The organism is Pseudomonas sp. CK-NBRI-02, from assembly GCF_008124495.1.
In the GTDB taxonomy this organism is placed as follows: domain Bacteria; phylum Pseudomonadota; class Gammaproteobacteria; order Pseudomonadales; family Pseudomonadaceae; genus Aquipseudomonas; species Aquipseudomonas guariconensis.
In genome coordinates, this window is sequence record NZ_VSJH01000007.1 from 165215 (window position 1) to 182898 (window position 17684).

Annotated in this window: 14 protein-coding genes; 4 read left to right on the plus strand and 10 right to left on the minus strand. The window is 63.0% G+C overall.

The genetic code is table 11. The annotated features are described in order from the left end of the window. Window positions 1-82: 82 nt before the first annotated feature. A complete protein-coding gene (gene hrpA / locus DQ397_RS07525) occupies window positions 83-3988 on the minus strand; it encodes an ATP-dependent RNA helicase HrpA (protein WP_043209327.1) in 3906 nt (1301 codons plus the stop codon). A 519-nt stretch (window positions 3989-4507) separates the two neighbouring features. Here hrpA and DQ397_RS07530 point away from each other — a divergent pair. Together DQ397_RS07530 and DQ397_RS07535 are read left to right on the plus strand one after the other, a co-directional pair. Continuing rightward, on the plus strand, window positions 4508-5872 hold the full coding sequence (locus DQ397_RS07530) for a glutamine synthetase family protein (RefSeq protein WP_043209325.1): 1365 nt from the start codon (window positions 4508-4510) through the stop codon (window positions 5870-5872). Window positions 5873-5897: 25 nt separating this feature from the next. Continuing rightward, window positions 5898-7205, plus strand: a complete 1308-nt coding sequence (locus tag DQ397_RS07535) for an FAD-binding oxidoreductase (RefSeq protein ID WP_043209323.1) — start codon at window positions 5898-5900, stop codon at window positions 7203-7205. A 78-nt stretch (window positions 7206-7283) separates the two neighbouring features. Here DQ397_RS07535 and fadD1 read toward each other — a convergent pair whose 3' ends face one another. Together fadD1 and fadD2 are read right to left on the minus strand one after the other, a co-directional pair. Then, window positions 7284-8981 carry a long-chain-fatty-acid--CoA ligase FadD1 gene (fadD1, locus tag DQ397_RS07540; protein WP_043209321.1) on the minus strand — a complete coding sequence of 566 codons (1698 nt, stop codon included), beginning with the start codon at window positions 8979-8981 and terminating at the stop codon, window positions 7284-7286. Window positions 8982-9273: 292 nt separating this feature from the next. Further along, window positions 9274-10962, minus strand: coding sequence for a long-chain-fatty-acid--CoA ligase FadD2 (gene fadD2 / locus DQ397_RS07545; protein ID WP_043209319.1), 1689 nt, complete (start codon window positions 10960-10962; stop codon window positions 9274-9276). Between the two features lie 212 nt (window positions 10963-11174). Between fadD2 and DQ397_RS07550 the strand changes: the two genes are divergently transcribed. Then, on the plus strand, window positions 11175-12119 hold the full coding sequence (locus DQ397_RS07550; RefSeq protein ID WP_043209317.1) for an alpha/beta hydrolase: 945 nt from the start codon (window positions 11175-11177) through the stop codon (window positions 12117-12119). A gap of 36 nt (window positions 12120-12155) precedes the next feature. Beyond that, window positions 12156-12626, plus strand: coding sequence for a MaoC family dehydratase (locus DQ397_RS07555; protein ID WP_043209315.1), 471 nt, complete (start codon window positions 12156-12158; stop codon window positions 12624-12626). A 109-nt stretch (window positions 12627-12735) separates the two neighbouring features. On the opposite strand, the gene DQ397_RS07560 is transcribed toward DQ397_RS07555, so the two are convergent. The 7 genes from DQ397_RS07560 to DQ397_RS07590 form a co-directional block, all read right to left on the minus strand. After that, window positions 12736-13977, minus strand: a complete 1242-nt coding sequence (locus tag DQ397_RS07560) for an RNA polymerase sigma factor (RefSeq protein ID WP_043209312.1) — start codon at window positions 13975-13977, stop codon at window positions 12736-12738. After that, window positions 13977-14468, minus strand: a complete 492-nt coding sequence (locus tag DQ397_RS07565; protein ID WP_043209310.1) for an SRPBCC family protein — start codon at window positions 14466-14468, stop codon at window positions 13977-13979. The genes DQ397_RS07560 and DQ397_RS07565 overlap by 1 nt, the downstream gene beginning before the upstream one ends. An 18-nt stretch (window positions 14469-14486) precedes the next feature. Then, window positions 14487-14831: a YciI family protein gene (locus DQ397_RS07570; RefSeq protein WP_043209307.1), complete on the minus strand. Its 345-nt coding sequence runs from the start codon at window positions 14829-14831 to the stop codon at window positions 14487-14489. 52 nt (window positions 14832-14883) lie between these two features. Beyond that, window positions 14884-15309, minus strand: a complete 426-nt coding sequence (locus DQ397_RS07575; protein WP_148921525.1) for a nuclear transport factor 2 family protein — start codon at window positions 15307-15309, stop codon at window positions 14884-14886. Window positions 15310-15514: 205 nt separating this feature from the next. After that, window positions 15515-16159, minus strand: a complete 645-nt coding sequence (locus DQ397_RS07580; protein WP_043209304.1) for a LysE family translocator — start codon at window positions 16157-16159, stop codon at window positions 15515-15517. Window positions 16160-16257: 98 nt separating this feature from the next. Further along, window positions 16258-17214, minus strand: a complete 957-nt coding sequence (locus tag DQ397_RS07585) for a threonine dehydratase (protein WP_043209302.1) — start codon at window positions 17212-17214, stop codon at window positions 16258-16260. An 82-nt stretch (window positions 17215-17296) separates the two neighbouring features. Then, entirely contained in the window at window positions 17297-17554 is a 258-nt protein-coding gene (locus DQ397_RS07590; RefSeq protein ID WP_043209299.1) for a DUF2790 domain-containing protein, read from the minus strand. Window positions 17555-17684 lie beyond the last annotated feature (130 nt).

Below are 17684 nucleotides of genomic sequence, written 5' to 3' on the forward strand. Positions count from 1 at the left end.
CAGAACCTGCGGGGGCGGGCGTGTCCCGCGATGGGTCGCACAGCGGCCCAAATTCCCACAAGTTTGCCACATTTCCCGGGCTTTAGGCTTCCACCTGCCCCCACTGTTTGCTCAAACGCTTGTCGGAAACCGGTACCTTGGTTCCCAACTGCTGGGCAAACAACGACACCCGGTATTCCTCCAGCCACCAGCGGTAGACCGTCAGTTGTTCGTCACGCTTGCCCTCCTGGGCATGCTTGTCGGCCCGGGCCTTGTACTGCGCCCACAGATTGGCCAGCTCGCCACTCCAGACACGGTCCTTCTGCACCTGGGCGCCAAGCTTCTCCAGACGAAGTTCCACCGCCTTGAGGTAACGCGGCAACTCCTTGAACCACGCTGCCGGTGTCTCGCGGACAAAGCCCGGATAGACCAGGTTGGCCAGCTGCTGCTTGATGTCGTTCAAGGCCACTGCCTGGCTCAGGTCGATCTTGCCCTTGAAGCGCTTCTGCAAACCGTGCCACAGCTTGAGCACCTCCAGGGTCTGGCGGGCCAAGCGTTCGGCGTGCTCGGCCCAGTTGCCACGCTTACGCTCGGCAAGGCCGGCCAGGGCAGCGCCATCTCGGGGCAGCGGCGCCTCGCCTTCAAGGATGCAGCTGTCCAGGCTGGCCAGCAGAATGTCCTCCACCAACGCCTCGACACGCCCCAACTCGCGATACAGCAAGCCCAGTTCGGTCAGCCCCGGAAGCTTGCCCCGCAGGAACTTGGCAGGCTCGGCCAACTGTTGCAGCAACAGCCGTTGCAAGGCTCGGCGATGCTGGAACTCGGCTTCGGCCTGGGTCGAGAATCGCCCTTCACGCACGGTGCCGGCCTCTTCCACCAAGGCCGGGTAGACCGTCAACGACAGGCCAGCGATCTTCTGCTGCGCCGTCTGCGCCACTTCAGAGAACGCCTTGGCCTGCACCGGTTGCTCGGCCTTGTCGTTGCGCGGCATGGCCAATGCCGCCTGGCTCGCGGCGGCAAATCGTGCTGTCAGCTCGGCCAAGTCACGACCTTCGCCAAGGAACTTGCCTTGGCCATCGACCACTTCGATGTTCATGCGCAGGTGGCTTTCGACCAGCCCGGCAGCTTCCGTCCAGGCCTCGTCGGACACCCGAGCGCCCGTCATGCGCAACAGCTCCTGACCCAACGACTGAGGCAAGGCCCCCTGGCCGAATGTCATGCGCGCCAGGGCGGCCTTGACGAAGTCCGGCACCGGCACGAAGTTCTTGCGCAGGGCCTTGGGCAAGTTGCGCACCAAGGCCACGCATTTGGCCTCCAGCAGGCCTGGCACCAGCCACTCCAAGCGCTCGCCCGGCAGGTTCGGCAGCAGCGGTGCCGGCACCCGTATGGTGACGCCGTCTCGCGGATGACCCGGCTCGAAGTGGTAAGTCAGCGGCAGGCGCAGGTCGCCGACCTGAAGGCTGTCGGGATACTGCGCGGCCGTAACCTCGCTGGCCTCACGGGCCAGCACGTCCTCTTCGCGCATGATCAACAGGTTCGGATCCTTCTGGCTGTTCATCCGGTACCAGCTGTCGAAGGTCGCAGTCTGGTGGATTTCTGCAGGCAAACGCGCCTCATAGAAGGCATAGAGCGTTTCTTCGTCGGCCAGGATGTCGCGCCGACGAGCCTTGGCTTCCAACTCGTCAAGCTGCTCGAGCAGGCGCTTGTTGGCGGTCAGGCACTTGGCCCGAGACTGGATCTCGCCGCCGACCAGGCCTTCGCGGATGAACAGCTCGCGCGAGGCCACCGGATCGATAGGCCCGAAATGCACAGGCCGGCGGCCGACCAGGATCAGCCCGTACAGGGTGATCTGTTCGTAGGCCACCACCTGGCCTCGCTTTTTCTCCCAGTGCGGCTCGAAATGGTTCTTCTTGACCAGATGCGTGGCCAGCGGCTCGATCCAGTCCGGTTCGATCTTGGCCACCATGCGCGCATAGAGCTTGGTGGTTTCCACAAGCTCGGCAGCCATCACCCATTGCGGACGCTTGCGGCCGATGCCCGAGGACGGGTGGATCCAGAAGCGCCGCTGGCGTGCGCCTTGATAGTCGCCCTCTTCGGTCTTGTGGCCGATCTGGCTGAGCAGGCCACTGAGAATGGCCTTGTGCATACGCGGGAAATCCGCAGGCTCTTTGTTGACCGACAATTGCAGGTCGCGGCAGATCAGCGCTAATTGGCGATGGGCGTCGCGCCACTCACGCAGGCGCAGGTAATTGAGAAAATGCTTGCGGCACCAGTTGCGCAGCGGGTTGGCGGTCAGCGCCTGGCGCTGTTCCTCGAACCCGCGCCACAGGTTGACCAAAGCCGCGAAGTCGGAGTCAGGATCTTTCCACAGGGCATGGGCCTGGTCGGCGGCCTGCTGGCGTTCCGGAGGACGCTCGCGCGGGTCCTGCACCGACAGGGCGCTGGCGACGATGAGCACCTCCTGCAGGCTGCCCTGGCGAGCGCCTTCGAGCAGCATGCGCCCCAATCGGGGGTCGATCGGCAGACGCGCCAGTTGGCGGCCCAAGGGTGTCAGCTGGTTCTCGCGGTTGACCGCCGAGAGCTCCTGCAACAGGTTGAAACCGTCGCTGATGGCTTTGCCATCCGGCGGCTCGATGAACGGAAACGCATCGATGGCGCCCAGGCGCAGGTGCAGCATCTGCAGGATCACCGCGGCCAGGTTGGTCCGCAGGATCTCAGGGTCAGTGAACGCGGGCCGTGCGTTGAAGTCCTCTTCGCTGTAAAGACGTACGCAGATGCCCGGTTCGACCCGACCGCAACGGCCCTTGCGCTGGTTGGCGCTGGCCTGGGATACCGCCTCGATCGGCAAACGCTGGACCTTGGCGCGGTAGCTGTAGCGGCTGATGCGCGCGGTGCCGCTGTCGATCACATAGCGGATGCCCGGCACGGTCAGCGAGGTTTCGGCAACGTTGGTGGCCAGCACCACCCGGCGCCCGGTATGGGGTTGGAAGATCTTCTGCTGCTCGGCCGGCGTCAGGCGCGCGTACAACGGCAGGATCTCGGTATGGCGCAATTGGGCCTTGCGCAGGATCTCGGCGGCATCGCGGATCTCACGCTCGCCCGGCAGGAACACCAGCACATCGCCGGGGCCCTTGCCCTCGCTGCGTTCGTGATGGGCCAGCTCATCGAGGGTAGCGAGGATCGCCTGGTCGACGGTCAGGTCGTCCTCGACCCGGTTGCCCTCTTCGTCCTGTTCGCTGATCAGCGGGCGGTACCAGGTTTCCACCGGGAAGGTACGGCCGGACACCTCGATGATCGGCGCCCCGTCGAAATGCTTGGAGAACCGCTCCAGGTCGATGGTTGCCGAGGTGATGATCAGTTTCAGGTCCGGGCGACGGTGCAGGAGCGTCTTGAGGTAGCCGAGCAGGAAGTCGATGTTCAGGCTGCGCTCGTGGGCTTCGTCGACGATGATCGTGTCGTAGCGCTCGAGGAAGCGGTCATGCTGGGTTTCGGCCAGCAGAATACCGTCGGTCATCAGCTTGACCAGGGTACCCGCATCGCTCTGGTCCTCGAAACGCACCTGGTAGCCCACCAGAGCGCCCAGCGGTGTGCCGATCTCCTCGGCCACCCGTGCCGCGACGCTGCGCGCGGCGATCCGGCGGGGCTGGGTATGAGCGATCAGGCCATGCTGACCGCGGCCCATTTCCAGGCAGATCTTCGGCAACTGGGTGGTCTTGCCCGAACCGGTCTCGCCGGCAATCACCAGAACCTGATGCTCGGCCAGGGCCTTCTTGATCTCGTCGCGCTTGGCGGCGATCGGCAGGCTGTCGTCGTAGCGGATGCTCGGCACGCTGTTCTGGCGCGCGACAACCTGGGCACAGGACGCCTGGACCCGCTCCACCCATTGGGCAAGCTTGGCCTCGTCGGGGCGCTTGCGCAGCTCGTGCAGTTGCCGCCGTAGCCGATGGCGGTCGGCGATCATGGCGTGGTCGAGGTTCTTCAGCAGTTGATCGATGGCGTGGTCTGTCATGGGGCTTTTTGATGATGCAGGTGAGCCTGCTTTTTCATGATCGTCATTCGGAAAGTCGGGCGATTGTCGCAGATTTGCCGGTTCTCTGCTGCCTATGCGGGACTCTTCGCGGGTAAAGCCGCTCCCAGCAATTGCACAGAACTTGGAGGCTGCCCGGTCCTGTAGGAGCGGGCTTACCCGCGAAGACGCCAGCACGAATGTTTAGCCAATCACGGAATGAAGGTTGCCATTCACTGCTTTAATCAACCTTATGCCCCGTGTGAGTATCCACCGATGACCTGCCGACCGAGCAATGCGCGCCCCACCCTTCCCAAGGCCCGGGCCCGCGCCGGCGAAAACCCGCTGGTACATGTCATCCTCGCCTTCTGGGCCCTGTGGCACTGCCGCCACGCTCGCCCACCGGATACTTCGTTCGCGTCTCACTGATCCAGCCTCGGCCATCCCTGGCCGACATCAATCAGCCCGACTCGCCGCCCACCTGCGGCCGGTCCTGTGCGCCTGCGGGCGCGAGCGAACATCATGCATTTTGCCAACCCCGAGCAAGCCCGTCGCTTTCTGGCCGACAACCCCGATATCGAACTGTTCGAGCTGTTCATCCTCGATGCCAACGGCGTGCCCCGCGGCAAGCTGCTTCACCGCGACGAACTGCTGGCCGTTTATGAAAGCGGTCGCCCGCTGCCCAGCACCATCCTGGGCCTGACCTTGAATGGCGACGATGTGGAAAACTCAGGCCTGGTCTGGGATGTCGGCGACATCGACTGCCGCGCCTACCCTCTGGAAGGCAGCCTGGTGCGCCTGCCCTGGCGGCGCGTGCCGACGGCTGCCGTGCAGGTCAGCATGCACCCCAGCCAAGGGCTGCCCGCCAGCGTCGCCGACCCGCGCCACGTGCTGATCCGCACGCTCGATGCGCTCAAGGCCGACGGCTATTACCCGGTGATGGCCTGCGAACTGGAGTTCTACCTGCTCGACCAGCAGCGCGACGCCCAGGGGCGTCCGCAACCGGCGCTGGACAATGACGGTGGTCGCCCCCGCACCACCCAGGTCTATGGCCTGCGCGAGCTGGAGCAGATCGAGCCGTTTCTCGCCGACCTGTACGCTGCCTGCAAAGCCCAGGGCATCCCGGCGCGCACCGCCATCTCCGAATATGCGCCCGGCCAGGTGGAAATCACCCTGGAACACGGCGATGCACTGCAGGCCATGGACCAGGCCGTGCGTTACAAACGCCTGGTCAAGGGCATCGCCCATGCCCACGGCATGCAGGCCTGCTTCATGGCCAAACCTTTCGCCCACCTGGCCGGCACCGGCATGCACATGCACCTGAGCCTGGCCGACGCCGAGGGCCGCAACCTGTTCGCCAGCGATGATCCCGCCGGCACCCCGCTGCTGCGTCAGGCCGTGGGCGGGATGTTGCGCCACCTGCGCGAGTCGCTGTTGCTGTTCTGCCCCAACGCCAACTCCTACCGGCGCTTCCAGGCCAACAGCTATGCGCCGCTGGCGCCCACCTGGGGGGTGGACAACCGCACCGTGAGCCTGCGCGTGCCGGGCGGGCCTGCCAACAGCCGGCATGTAGAGCACCGCATCTGCGGCGCCGACGCCAACCCTTACCTGGCTGCCGCCGCGATCCTCGCCGCGACTCATCAAGGCGTACGCGAACAACTCGACCCGGGTGCCCCGATCGAGGGCAACGGTTACGCCCAGGCCACCGAACACCTGCCCACCGAATGGCTCACCGCCCTCGAGGCGCTGGAGCATTCGAGCTGGGCCCGGGAAGCACTCGGCGAAGCCTTCCTCGGCGTCTATCTGAAGGTCAAGCGCGCCGAGTATCGCCAGTTCATGGCCGAAGTCGGCGAACAGGACTGGCGCTGGTACCTGCACCAGGCCTGAGCCCCATTCACAGTAAGGAACGAACATGAACTCAGCAGTGAACAACGGGCCGGCCCAACGGGCGCCGTCCTACTACACCGCCACGCTCAACGACCCGACCCAATACCCCACCCTGACGGGCACCGAGCAGGTCGACGTGGCCATCATCGGCGGCGGTTTCACGGGCGTCGCCACCGCCGTGGAACTGGCCGAACGCGGCCTGAAGGTGGCCATTGTCGAAACCAACCGCATCGGCTGGGGCGCTAGCGGACGCAACGGCGGTCAGGTCACCGGCAGCCTGTCGGGTGACGAGGCCATGCGCACGCAGATGCGCAAGCGCCTGGGTGAAGACGTGGACGATTTCATCTGGCACCTGCGCTGGCGGGGCCACGAGATCATCGAGCGGCGCGTGGAGCGCTACGGCATCGACTGCGATCTCAAGCGCGGGCACCTGCACGCAGCGATGAAGCCTTCGCACATGGATGAACTGCAAGCGAGCTACGACGAAGCCCAGCGCCGTGGCATGGGCGACCTGGTGCACCTGCTCGATCGCAATGCCGTCAGCGAACATCTGCAAAGCCCGCTGTACCTGGGCGCCCTCAAGAACCGTCGCAACCTGCACCTGCACCCGCTCAACCTATGCTTGGGCGAAGCGCGCGCAGCCCATGGCCTGGGCGCACTGGTTTTCGAGAACTCCGAGGTGCTGGAGATCGTCCATGGGCCACGCCCGGCGGTGGTCACCGCCCGAGGCCGGATCGAGGCGCGCCAGGTGCTGCTGGCCGGCGATGTCTATCACAAGCTGGAAAAACGCCAGCTCAAGGGCAAGATCTTCCCGGCCATGGGCGGCATCGTCACCACTGCGCCGCTCGGTGAGCTGGCCGACCAGATCAACCCCCAGGATCTGGCGGTATACGACTGCCGCTTCGTTCTCGACTACTACCGTCTCACGGCCGACAAGCGCCTGCTGTTCGGCGGTGGCGCCAACTATTCGGGCAAGGATTCGCGGGACATCGAAGCCGAGCTGCGCCCGTGCATCGAGCGCACCTTCCCGGCGCTCAAGGGTGTGCCGATCGAGTTCAAGTGGAGTTGTGCGATGGGTATCGTGGTCAACCGCATTCCGCAATTGGGCAAGCTGTCGGACAACGTCTGGTACTGCCAGGGTTACTCCGGGCACGGTATCGCCACCAGCCACATCATGGGCGAGATCATGGCCGAGGCGCTGACCGGGACGTTGGAGAAGTTCGACACCTTCGCGGCGTGCAAGCACATCAAGGTGCCGATGGGGGACTTGCTGGGCAATCCGCTGTTGGCGGCAGGTATGTGGTACTACCAGATGCTCGAGAAACTGCGCTGATCACTGAGGGCTGCGTGACAGCCCCAGGATCCGAACCTTGGTTGCGCAGGGCTGCAATGCAGCCCTGCATGAGCAACGTCAGGCGATCTTCTTCAGGCCCTGCTTCTTGAGCTCTTCATCACGCAGCTCACGGCGCAGGATCTTGCCGACGTTGGTGGTCGGCAGCGCATCGCGGAACTCGATGTGACGAGGGACCTTGTAGCCGGTGACGTTGGCGCGCATGTGCTCCATCACCTGCTCCTTGGTCAGGGTCATGCCCGGCTTGACCACGATGAACATCTTGATCACTTCGCCCGACTTTTCGTCCGGCACACCGATCGCCGCGCACTGCAGCACGCCCGGCAGACTGGCCAGTACGTCTTCGAGCTCGTTCGGATAGACGTTGAAACCGGAGACCAGGATCATGTCCTTCTTGCGATCGACGATGCGCATGTAGCCATCGGGCTGGATGACTGCGATATCGCCCGTCTTCAGCCAACCGTCCTGGTCGAGAATTTCAGCGGTGGCCTCTTCGCGCTGCCAGTAGCCCTTCATGACCTGCGGGCCCTTGACGCACAGCTCACCGACCTCGCCCAGGCCCAACTCGCGACCGCTGTCGTCGATCACCTTGCACAGGGTTGAAGGCACAGGAATGCCGATGGTCCCGACCTGGTTGGCCTCGGCCGGGTTGACCGCTGCGACCGGGCTGGTCTCGGTCATGCCGTAGCCTTCGCAAATTGCGCAGCCAGTGACGGTCTTCCAGCGCTCGGCCACGCTCAGTTGCAAGGCCATGCCACCGGAGAGAGTGATCTTCAGCGCCGAGAAGTCCAAGGCGCGGAAGGCGTCGTTATTGCACAGGGCAACGAACAGGGTATTGAGGCCGACGAAGCCGCTGAACTTCCATTTGCCCAGCTCCTTGACCATCGCCGACAGGTCACGGGGGTTGCTGATCAGCACATTGTGGTTGCCGATCAGCATCATGGCCATGCAATGGAAGGTAAAAGCATAGATGTGGTACAGCGGCAGCGGGGTGATGAGGATCTCGCAGCCTTCGTGCAGGTTCGCCCCCATCAGGGCGCGACATTGCAGCATGTTGGCCACCAGGTTGCGGTGGGTCAGCATGGCCCCCTTGGCAACCCCGGTGGTGCCGCCGGTATACTGCAGCACCGCGACGTCGTTCGGCTGTGGGTTGGCTTCGGTCACCGCGCCGCCCTTGCCCAGCGCCAAGGCATCGTTGAAGCGTACGGCGCCCGGCAGGTTGTAGGCCGGCACCATCTTCTTCACGTACTTGATTACGCTGTTGATCAGCAGGCGCTTGAGCGGTGGCAGCAAGTCGGCCACTTCAGTGACGATGACGTGCTTGACCTGGGTCTTCGGCACCACCTTCTCGGCCAGATGCGCCATGTTGGCCAGGCACACCAAGGCCTTGGCGCCGGAGTCGTTGAACTGGTGTTCCATCTCCCGCGCAGTGTAGAGCGGGTTGGTGTTGACCACGATCAAACCTGCGCGCATGGCACCGAATACGGCCACGGGGTATTGCAGGACATTGGGCAGTTGTACGGCAATCCGATCACCCGGTTTGAGGTCGGTATGCTGTTGCAGCCAGGCGGCAAAGGCGCCCGACAGGGTGTACAGCTCACCATAGGTGAGGGTTTTGCCCAGGTTGCTAAAGGCCGGTTTGTCGGCAAAGCGTTGGCAGGATTGCTTGAGCACCGCCTGGATATTGGGGAACTCGTCAGGATTGATTTGCGCCGTTATCCCGGCTGGGTACTTATCCTTCCAAAAATTTTCGATCATGGAAGCCCGCTCCTTCAGCAACAGCGAATTCGTCACGCATTACGCGTTTATTATTGATATGGGATGACGGCTCATTGCAAACCGGATCATCTGGAAGCGCGCCGAGAGTAACAGCTTTACCAGGGGTCGACTAGAGCCCAAATCGGCCCAATCGGTCACAAAAATGACTCAAAGAAATGTATCGGTCATTTTTAGAGTATTTATCCAAAACGTCGCAATTCAAGCCGAAAACGGCAGGATAGAGCGGTTTACAACCACCCTATTCTGCCGCTCGAAGAAGCCTGCGTGAAAATCAGGCGATATCCCGCAGCTCGCGACGCAGAATCTTGCCCACCGGGGTCATGGGCAGCGAGTCGCGCAATACGATGTATTTGGGCACTTTGTAACCGGTGAAGTTGGCTTTGCAGTACGCCTTGAGCTCGTCGACGCTCAAGCCTGCTTCTCGCGGCACCACGAATAGCTTGACCGCCTCGCCGGAGCGATCGTCGGGCACACCGATGGCCGCGCAGTTGGCAACCTTGGGATGGCCCATGACCACTTCCTCGATCTCGTTGGGGTACACGTTGAAACCCGAGACGATGATCATGTCCTTCTTGCGATCGACGATCCGGGTGAAACCGTCCGGGTCGATCACGGCGATATCGCCAGTCTTGAGCCAGCCGTCGGCATCCAGCGTTTGTGCGGTGGCCTCAGGTTGGCGCCAGTAGCCTTTCATGACCTGCGGGCCTTTGATGCACAACTCGCCCCGTTCGCCCAGAGGCAGCTCGTTGCCCTCGTCATCGATGACCTTGAATGCTGTGCCAGGCACAGGAATACCCACCGTCCCCAGACGCGCCAGCGCGCCGTAAGGATTGGTGCTGGCGACCGGAGAGGTCTCGGTCAGGCCGTAGCCCTCGACGATGCGACAGCCCGTCAGGCTCTCCCAGCGTTCGGCCGTGGCCTTGACCAAAGCCGTGCCTCCGGAGTTGGTGACCTTGAGCGAGGAAAAGTCCAGGGACTTGAAGCCAGGGTGATCCATCAAGGCGACGAACAAGGTGTTCAAGCCAAGCAAGGCAGTGAAACGCCACTTGCCCAGCTCCTTGATGAAGCCGGGAATATCACGGGGATTGGTGATCAACACGTTATGGTTGCCGGTGACCATCATGCACATGCAGTTCGCGGTGAAGGCATAGATGTGGTACAGCGGCAGCGGTGCGATCATCACCTCCTGGCCATCCTTGATCAGCTTCTGCCCATCCGGGCCGTGCTGGGAGAAACAGGCCAGCACTTGCAACATGTTGGCCACCAGGTTCCCATGAGTGAGCATGGCCCCCTTGGCCAGCCCCGTGGTGCCACCGGTGTACTGCAGCACCGCGACATCATCGAGGCTCAGGGGCACCGGCTTGGGCACCCCCGACCGGCCCTGGCGCAGCACCTGCTTGAACGATATGGCCTGGGGCAGCCGGTAGGCCGGCACCATCTTCTTGACCTTGTCGACCACGGTATTGACCAGCCAGCCCTTGGCGAACGGCAGCAGATCGCCCATCTTCGCCTCGATCAGGTACTCGATATCGGTGTCGCCCAATACCTCTTGGACCCGCTTGCCGAACATGTTCAGGTAGACCAGGGCACGGGCACCGGAATCCTTGAACTGATGGCGCATTTCTCGCTCGGTGTAGAGCGGGTTGGTGTTCACCACGATCAGCCCGGCGCGCATCGCGCCGAACACGGCAATGGGGTATTGCAGGACATTGGGCATCTGCACCGCGATGCGATCGCCCGGAACGAGGTCGGTGTGCTGCTGCAACCAGGCGGTGAAGGCAGCGCTATAACGCTCGAGGTCGCTGTAGCTGAGGGTCACGCCCAGGTTACTGAAGGCCGGACGGTCGGCAAAGCGCTTGCAGGAGCGCTCGAACACGTCGACGACCGATCGATAAGCAGTGATCTCGAGGGTGGAGGGCACGCCCGCCGGGCGTTTGTCGTTCCAGAAGTCGGCTTGCATCTTATTGTTGTTCCTCTGCCATGCGCTGTCCCTGACCTGCCTGCCCAAGCTCACGAACGGGCAAGAAGGCGTTGAATCGACGTTAGCAGGTAAGCAGGAGACGGCATATACGCCAAGTGCCGCCATTAACATTGTGAATCTTATTTGTGCCCTTCCTGCAATCAGGCCCATTGGGCATACACTGTCTGCAACCCATGAGCCAAGGACTCGCCATGCCCCATGACGCCTTCTGGCTGCCCGCCAGCGAGCATTGCAGCTTGTATGTCCATCAGTGGTTACCGACAACACCGGTCAAGGCCGTGGTGCTGCTGGCCCACGGCATGGCCGAGCACGCCGGCCGCTACCAGCGCCTGGGGCATGCCCTGGCGGATGCAGGTTTCGCCCTGTTCGCCCCCGATCTACGCGGCCATGGCCGCACCGCGGAACTCGGCAATCTCGGCCTATTCGCCCGCCATCATGGCTGGAACACCGTGGTCAACGACCTTGGGTTGGTGGCCCAGCACATCGGCCAGCAGTTTCCCGGCACACCGCTGTTTCTGTTCGGCCACAGCATGGGCAGCTACATCGCCCAGGCCTACCTCATGCACCACAGCGCCAGCCTCCAGGGTGCCGTGCTCAGCGGCTCGAACTTCCAGCCGCCGCTGCTCTACCGCACCGCCGCGCTGATTGCACGCCTGGAGGCCTGGCGCCAGGGCTATCTGGGCAAGAGTGCACTGATCGAATGGCTGTCCTTTGGTTCGTTCAACAAAGCGTTCAAGCCCAACCGCACGGCCTTCGACTGGCTCAGCCGCGATGCCGTGGAGGTCGACAAGTACATCGCCGATCCCCTGTGCGGTTTTCGCTGTTGCAACCAGCTGTGGATCGACCTGCTCCAGGGCCTGGCGCAGATCAGCCAGCCGAAGAACCTCGCGCAGATCGACCCGAACCTGCCGATCCTGGTCCTGGGCGGCGAATGTGATCCGGTCAGCGACGGCAAGCGTCTGAAGCATCTGGCCGACGCCCTGCGCGCGACCGGCAACCGCCATGTGCAGCTGCGCCTGTACCCTGCAGCGCGACACGAAGTGCTCAACGAAACCAATCGCGACGAGGTCACCGCCGACATCCTCGGCTGGCTGGAGCAGGCGCTGGCCCTTGGCCGCCCTGCCCGCAGTGAATGATGTACACTTGCTCGTCCGCCCCTTAAGGAAGCCCAGATGTCCCAGGTCACCAACACGCCCTACGAAGCCCTCGAAGTCGGGCAGAAAGCCAGCTATGAAAAGTCCGTGGAAGAGCGCGACATCCAGCTGTTCGCTGCGATGTCCGGTGACCACAACCCGGTACACCTGGATGCCGAATTCGCCGCCAAGAGCATGTTCCGCGAGCGTATCGCCCATGGCATGTTCAGCGGTGCACTGATCAGTGCCGCGGTTGCCTGCACCCTGCCAGGCCCAGGCACCATTTACCTGGGTCAGCAGATGAGCTTCCAGAAGCCGGTCAAGATCGGCGACACCCTGACCGTGCGCCTGGAGATTCTCGAGAAGCTGCCCAAGTTCAAGGTGCGCATCGCAACGAATGTGTACAACCAGAACGACGAGTTGGTGGTCGAAGGCGTCGCCGAGATCCTGGCTCCGCGCAAACAGCAGACCGTCGAATTGGTCAGCCCACCGAACTTCGTTGCCAGCTGATCGAGCCCGTCGACAGTACGCCTTCACGGGTGAACCCGCTCCTACAAGGCCAGCGCTGCCCTGAAAACCGTGGGCGCGGGTTCACCTGCGAAAGATTCACTCGCGCCGCCTAGCGATCCAGCTCCCGCAGACACCGCTCGATGTGCCGCCTCTCCGGCCCCTGCCGGGTAAGCGCCAGCGCCTGCTGCCAGGCTGTGCGGGCCTGCTCGTCCTGACCCAACTGACGGTGCAGCTCCGCACGGGCAGCATGGGCCAGATGATAGTCGCGCAACTCGCCACGCTGCAGAATCGCCTCGATCGCCACAAGCCCCGCCCTTGGCCCGTCACGCCTGGCCAATGCCGCCGCCCGGTTAAGCTCGACCACCGGTGACGGCCAGTGCCGTTGCAACACATCGTACAACCCTACGATTTCCTGCCAGTCGGTCTGCTCGGGACTTGAAGCCTCGGCATGCACCGCGGCAATGGCCGCCTGCACGCTATAGGCACCGAACTGCCGGCTGCGCAGTGCTTGTTGCACCAATTGGCAACCTTCGGCGATCTGGGCACGATCCCACAGGCTGCGGTCTTGTCGGTCCAGAACCACCAACTCCCCCGCCGCATCGCTGCGCGCTTGCAATCGCGAGGCCTGCAGCAGCATCAACGCCAACAGCCCAAGCACCTCGGCATCCGGCAACAACTGGGCAAGCAACCGTCCGAGCCGGATCGCTTCGTCACACAGCTCACGCTGTATCAGGTCATCACCCGTGGAGGCCGAATAACCTTCGTTGAAGACCAGGTAGACCACTCGCAGCACACTTTCCAGGCGCTCTGGCAGTTCGGCCAGCGCCGGTACTTGATAGGGAATGCGCGCATCGCGGATCTTGGCCTTGGCGCGCACGATGCGCTGGGCAATGGTCGCCGGGCTCTGCAGGAAGGCTCGGGCGATCTGCTCGGTGGTCAGGTCGCAGACTTCACGCAGGGTGAGCGGCACCTGGGCATCGGCTGAAAGCGCCGGGTGGCAACAGGTGAAGATCAGCCGCAGGCGATCATCCACCAAGTCCTCCTCCTCGCCGGGACCCTGCCGTTGGTCCTCGAGCAACATGACCAGATCCGCCTGGGATCGGTCGAAGCGGGCGCGCCTGCGCAAGGCGTCGATGGCCTTGAAGCGGCCCGCAGACACCAGCCAGGCACGCGGGTTGTCTGGGATGCCATCGCGTTGCCAACGCTCGACCGCAATGAAAAAGGCGTCGTGCAGGGCCTCTTCGGCGAGATCGAAGTCGCCCAGCAGGCGGATCAGCGTCGCCAGGATACGCCGGGAGTCCTGTCGATAGACCGCCTCGACCTCCCGCCGCACCTGTTGAGCCTCGAGCATCAGTCCGGCATCCGCTGGGTCACCACCTCGACCAGCCGATCCAGGCTTTCACCCCAGCCCTGGTAAAAACCCATCTCCTCATGAGCACGGCAGTCGGCGGCGTTCCAGTGCAAGGCGCGTGCGGTGTAGCGGGTCTTGCCCTGTTCCTCGTCGAAGGTGATCACGGCCGTCATGAACGCTTTGTCCGAAGGTACCCAGCCCGGCCCAAAGGCATCGGTAAACACCAACCGCCGCGGCGCGACAATCTCCAGGAACACCCCCTGGTTGGGATACTCGGCGCCATCGGGCGCTCGCATCAAGGTCCGGAACAGCCCGCCCACCCAGAGTTGCAACTCGCACTCGGGGGTGGTCATGCCATGGGGGCCCCACCACTGTGTCAGCCACTGTGGCTCGGTCCAGGCGCGAAACACCTTGGCCGCAGGAGCATCGATCAAGCGTGTGATGGACAACTCGTGTGGCGACTGTTGCGGGCCGGGCTGTGCAAGGCTCATGCTGGTCGTTCTCCGTCGTCAGGGTTGCAACTCACGTACAGGCCGTACCTCGACGCTACCGACTCGCGCCGCCGGAATGCCTTTGGCGATGTTCAGTGCCTCGTTCAGGTCGCGCGCATCGACCAGGTAGAAACCCGCCAATTGCTCCTTGGTCTCGGCAAACGGACCGTCGGTCAGGCTCATGCGCCCACCCCGCACACGCACTGTGGTGGCGGTCTGCACAGGTTTGAGCGCCTCGGCCGCAAGCATTCGCCCGGCCCCCTGCAACGACTCAGCGTAGGCCATGCATTCGGCATCTTCAGGGCTGTCGGGCAGGCTGTGCAGCAGCCCTTCGTCACAATAGACCAGGCACAGGTATTTCATGGTCGTCTCCAATGCTGCGCAAAGGTGCGCTTGCCGATGAGCGGCAGGGTCGTTAAGGCTTGAGGTTGAACAGGGCTTTCTGGGTTTGCATGTCGAACGGTGCCGACCAGTGCTCGTGAATGACCTGCCATTGCCCGCCACTACGACGATAGCCTACGGTGGCCCGCATGAAGCCGCATTGGCTCTCGTCGTCCGAAGGGCCGCAGCGATTGAGCCAATGGGCAAAGCCCAGGTCACCGTCGGCATGCACGGTCAGTTGCGCCAGTTCGAACACCATGGGCCCGGTGCAGAAGCTCATGCACATTTCCCAGTGCGCCCGGTAGGCGGCCTTACCCTTGAATTGCAATGCGTTGATGGCATCGAAGGCGACGATGTCGTCAGCGTACGGCGCGCAGATGGCGTCCAGGTCGCGGTCGCGCACGGCCTGCATCCAGCGATCGATCAATTGGCTGAGTTGGGTTTCGGCGGTGTTCATCAGTGTTTCCTCCAATCGGTCATGAGCGGTTGGCGCCTCAAGTTTCGGCGCCTTCATGACTGGTCGAATGGTGATTGGGGAAATCGACAAGGCAGGCGAAAAAAAATCAAAGCAGCAAATACTGCGGCTTTTCAGCTTCGACGTGTAGGAGCGGGTTTACCCGCGAATGCCAAATCGTTGCTCACGGACAAATCACAGCCCCGGAAAATCACATGGCAGGGCTCGCAAGGATGAACTCACGGTACCCTGAAAGCACCACGTATCCGGCAAAGTAACAGAAGATCGCCGCCGAAAGCAGGTACGACCACGTCAGCAGACGATCCCCCAGCAAACGCCCGCCGTGACTGGCGATAGCACACAGGCCCAGGCACCACACCACCCCGGCCGCAAAGAAGCCGCCCAGGAACAGTCCGGCCTCCAGCGGCCCACCGGCACCGGAGCGGGAAATCAGCACCCCGCCCACTGCCGCGAACCAGAGGATGGCACTGGGCGAAGACATGGCCAGGAACATCCCCCGCAAGAATTCGCGCCAGGCCGGCTCCACCACTGCCTGTCCACTGGCCTCTAGATGCCCACCGCGCCACGCCGCCAGCAACATCTTCAGCGCGAACCACACCAGCAGGGCCGAGCCGCCCAGCCACAACGTCCAGCGCACCGCTTCGAACTGCAGCAGCACGGTCATGCCCGCGAGCGCGGCAACGGCATAGATCAGATCACCCACGCACGTCCCCAGCCCCAGCCACACGCCTTGCATGAAACCGCGTTGCATGGCCAGGGTGATCATGGCGATGTTGGCGACACCGATGTCCAGGCACAGGGACAAGCTGAGGAGGAATCCATTCGAAAAGGGCATGGGAGACTCGGTCATGCAGGTTCAAGGGAAGGCGATTGTGCCTGAGCGCGTGATGCCCTGTTCATATCTTTCGCGCATGAAACATCGCCTGAATACCCTCAAGCACCGAGCAGCACCCGCGCATAGCGCTCTCGATCGATGTTCGCCCCGCTCAGCACCACCGCCACACGCTTGCCGGCCTGACGCGCGCGCTCTTGCATCAACGCCGCCAGGGCCGCTGCGCCGGCACCTTCGGCGGTGTTGTGGGTGGCTTCGTGGTAAAGGCGCATGGCCTGGGCGACTTCATCGTCGGTGACGCGCACGATGCGTGCGGCGTGTTCATGAACCAGCGCGAAGGCATCAGGGTGCGGAACCCGGCAGGCCATGCCGTCGGCGAAGGTGTCGGCGGTCTCGGTAGTGACGATGCGTCCCTGCTCGAAGCTCTGGGCATAAGCATCGGCAGCACTGGAGACCACGCCGACGATCTGGGTCTTCAACCCCAGCAGGTTGCGCGCCTGGATCAGACCACAAATACCCGAACCCATGCCGATCGGCACGTAGACGCAATCCAGGTCTGCCACCGCATCGAACAGCTCCAGCGCATAGGTGGCCACGCCGCGCACGAGCTCCGGATGGAATGAAGGCACCATGGCGTAACCCAGCGACTCGGCAAGCCTGGCGGCTTCTTCGCGGGCCACATCGAAATCGACCCCGTGTTCCACCAATTCGGCGCCCAAGGCACGCATGGCGGCGTTCTTTTCTCGCGAGTTGCCTTCCGGCACTACGATCACCAGCGGCACCCCAGCCTGACGCGCCGCCAGCGCCATGCTCTGGCCATGGTTACCACGGGTGGCGGTGACCAGCCCTCGCGGTGGTTTGCCATTGGCCAACAGCGACCGCACATAGACCAGCCCGCCACGAACCTTGAAGGCACCGGTCGGTGCATGGTTTTCGTGCTTGACCCAGACCTTGCAACCCAAACGGTCGGCCAAAAGCGGCCAGGCATGCTGCGGTGTGGCGGGAACGTGCTGGTGGACGAAGTCGGCGGCTTCACGCAGGGCGGGCAGGTCGAACATGGACGATATTCCTTCATCAAAGGGAGATCGATCCTAAGCCCGACCCGACGCCGAGGTAAACCTTATCTGCCCACCGACAGTTTCAGCCCTGGCTGCAACCCTCGCCCATGGCGCGATACTGGATGGTGTGTACCTGGCCCTGGTGGTCTTCGTAGGTCATGGTCGCAGGCACCACCTCGCAGACGTTGGGGATGGTCGACAGGCTGATCACCCGCTTGATGTCCAGGTTGGTGGAATAGTCGTACTGCTCGACTGCAGGTTGGTTGGTGGCGGTCTTGACCTCATCGGCGAAGGCGAGCGAGGACATACCGACCAGTGCGAGAATCAGTAAAGCTTTCATGAGAGGTTGGCCTTAAAAGCAATCAACTCGATTGACTTCATATGCCGTGAATGGCGCGGAGAAGTTGTCATCACTCCGAAGATGACACGAAGTACCGATCCCGTTTCGTACTGCCGGGGGATGTCTGAAA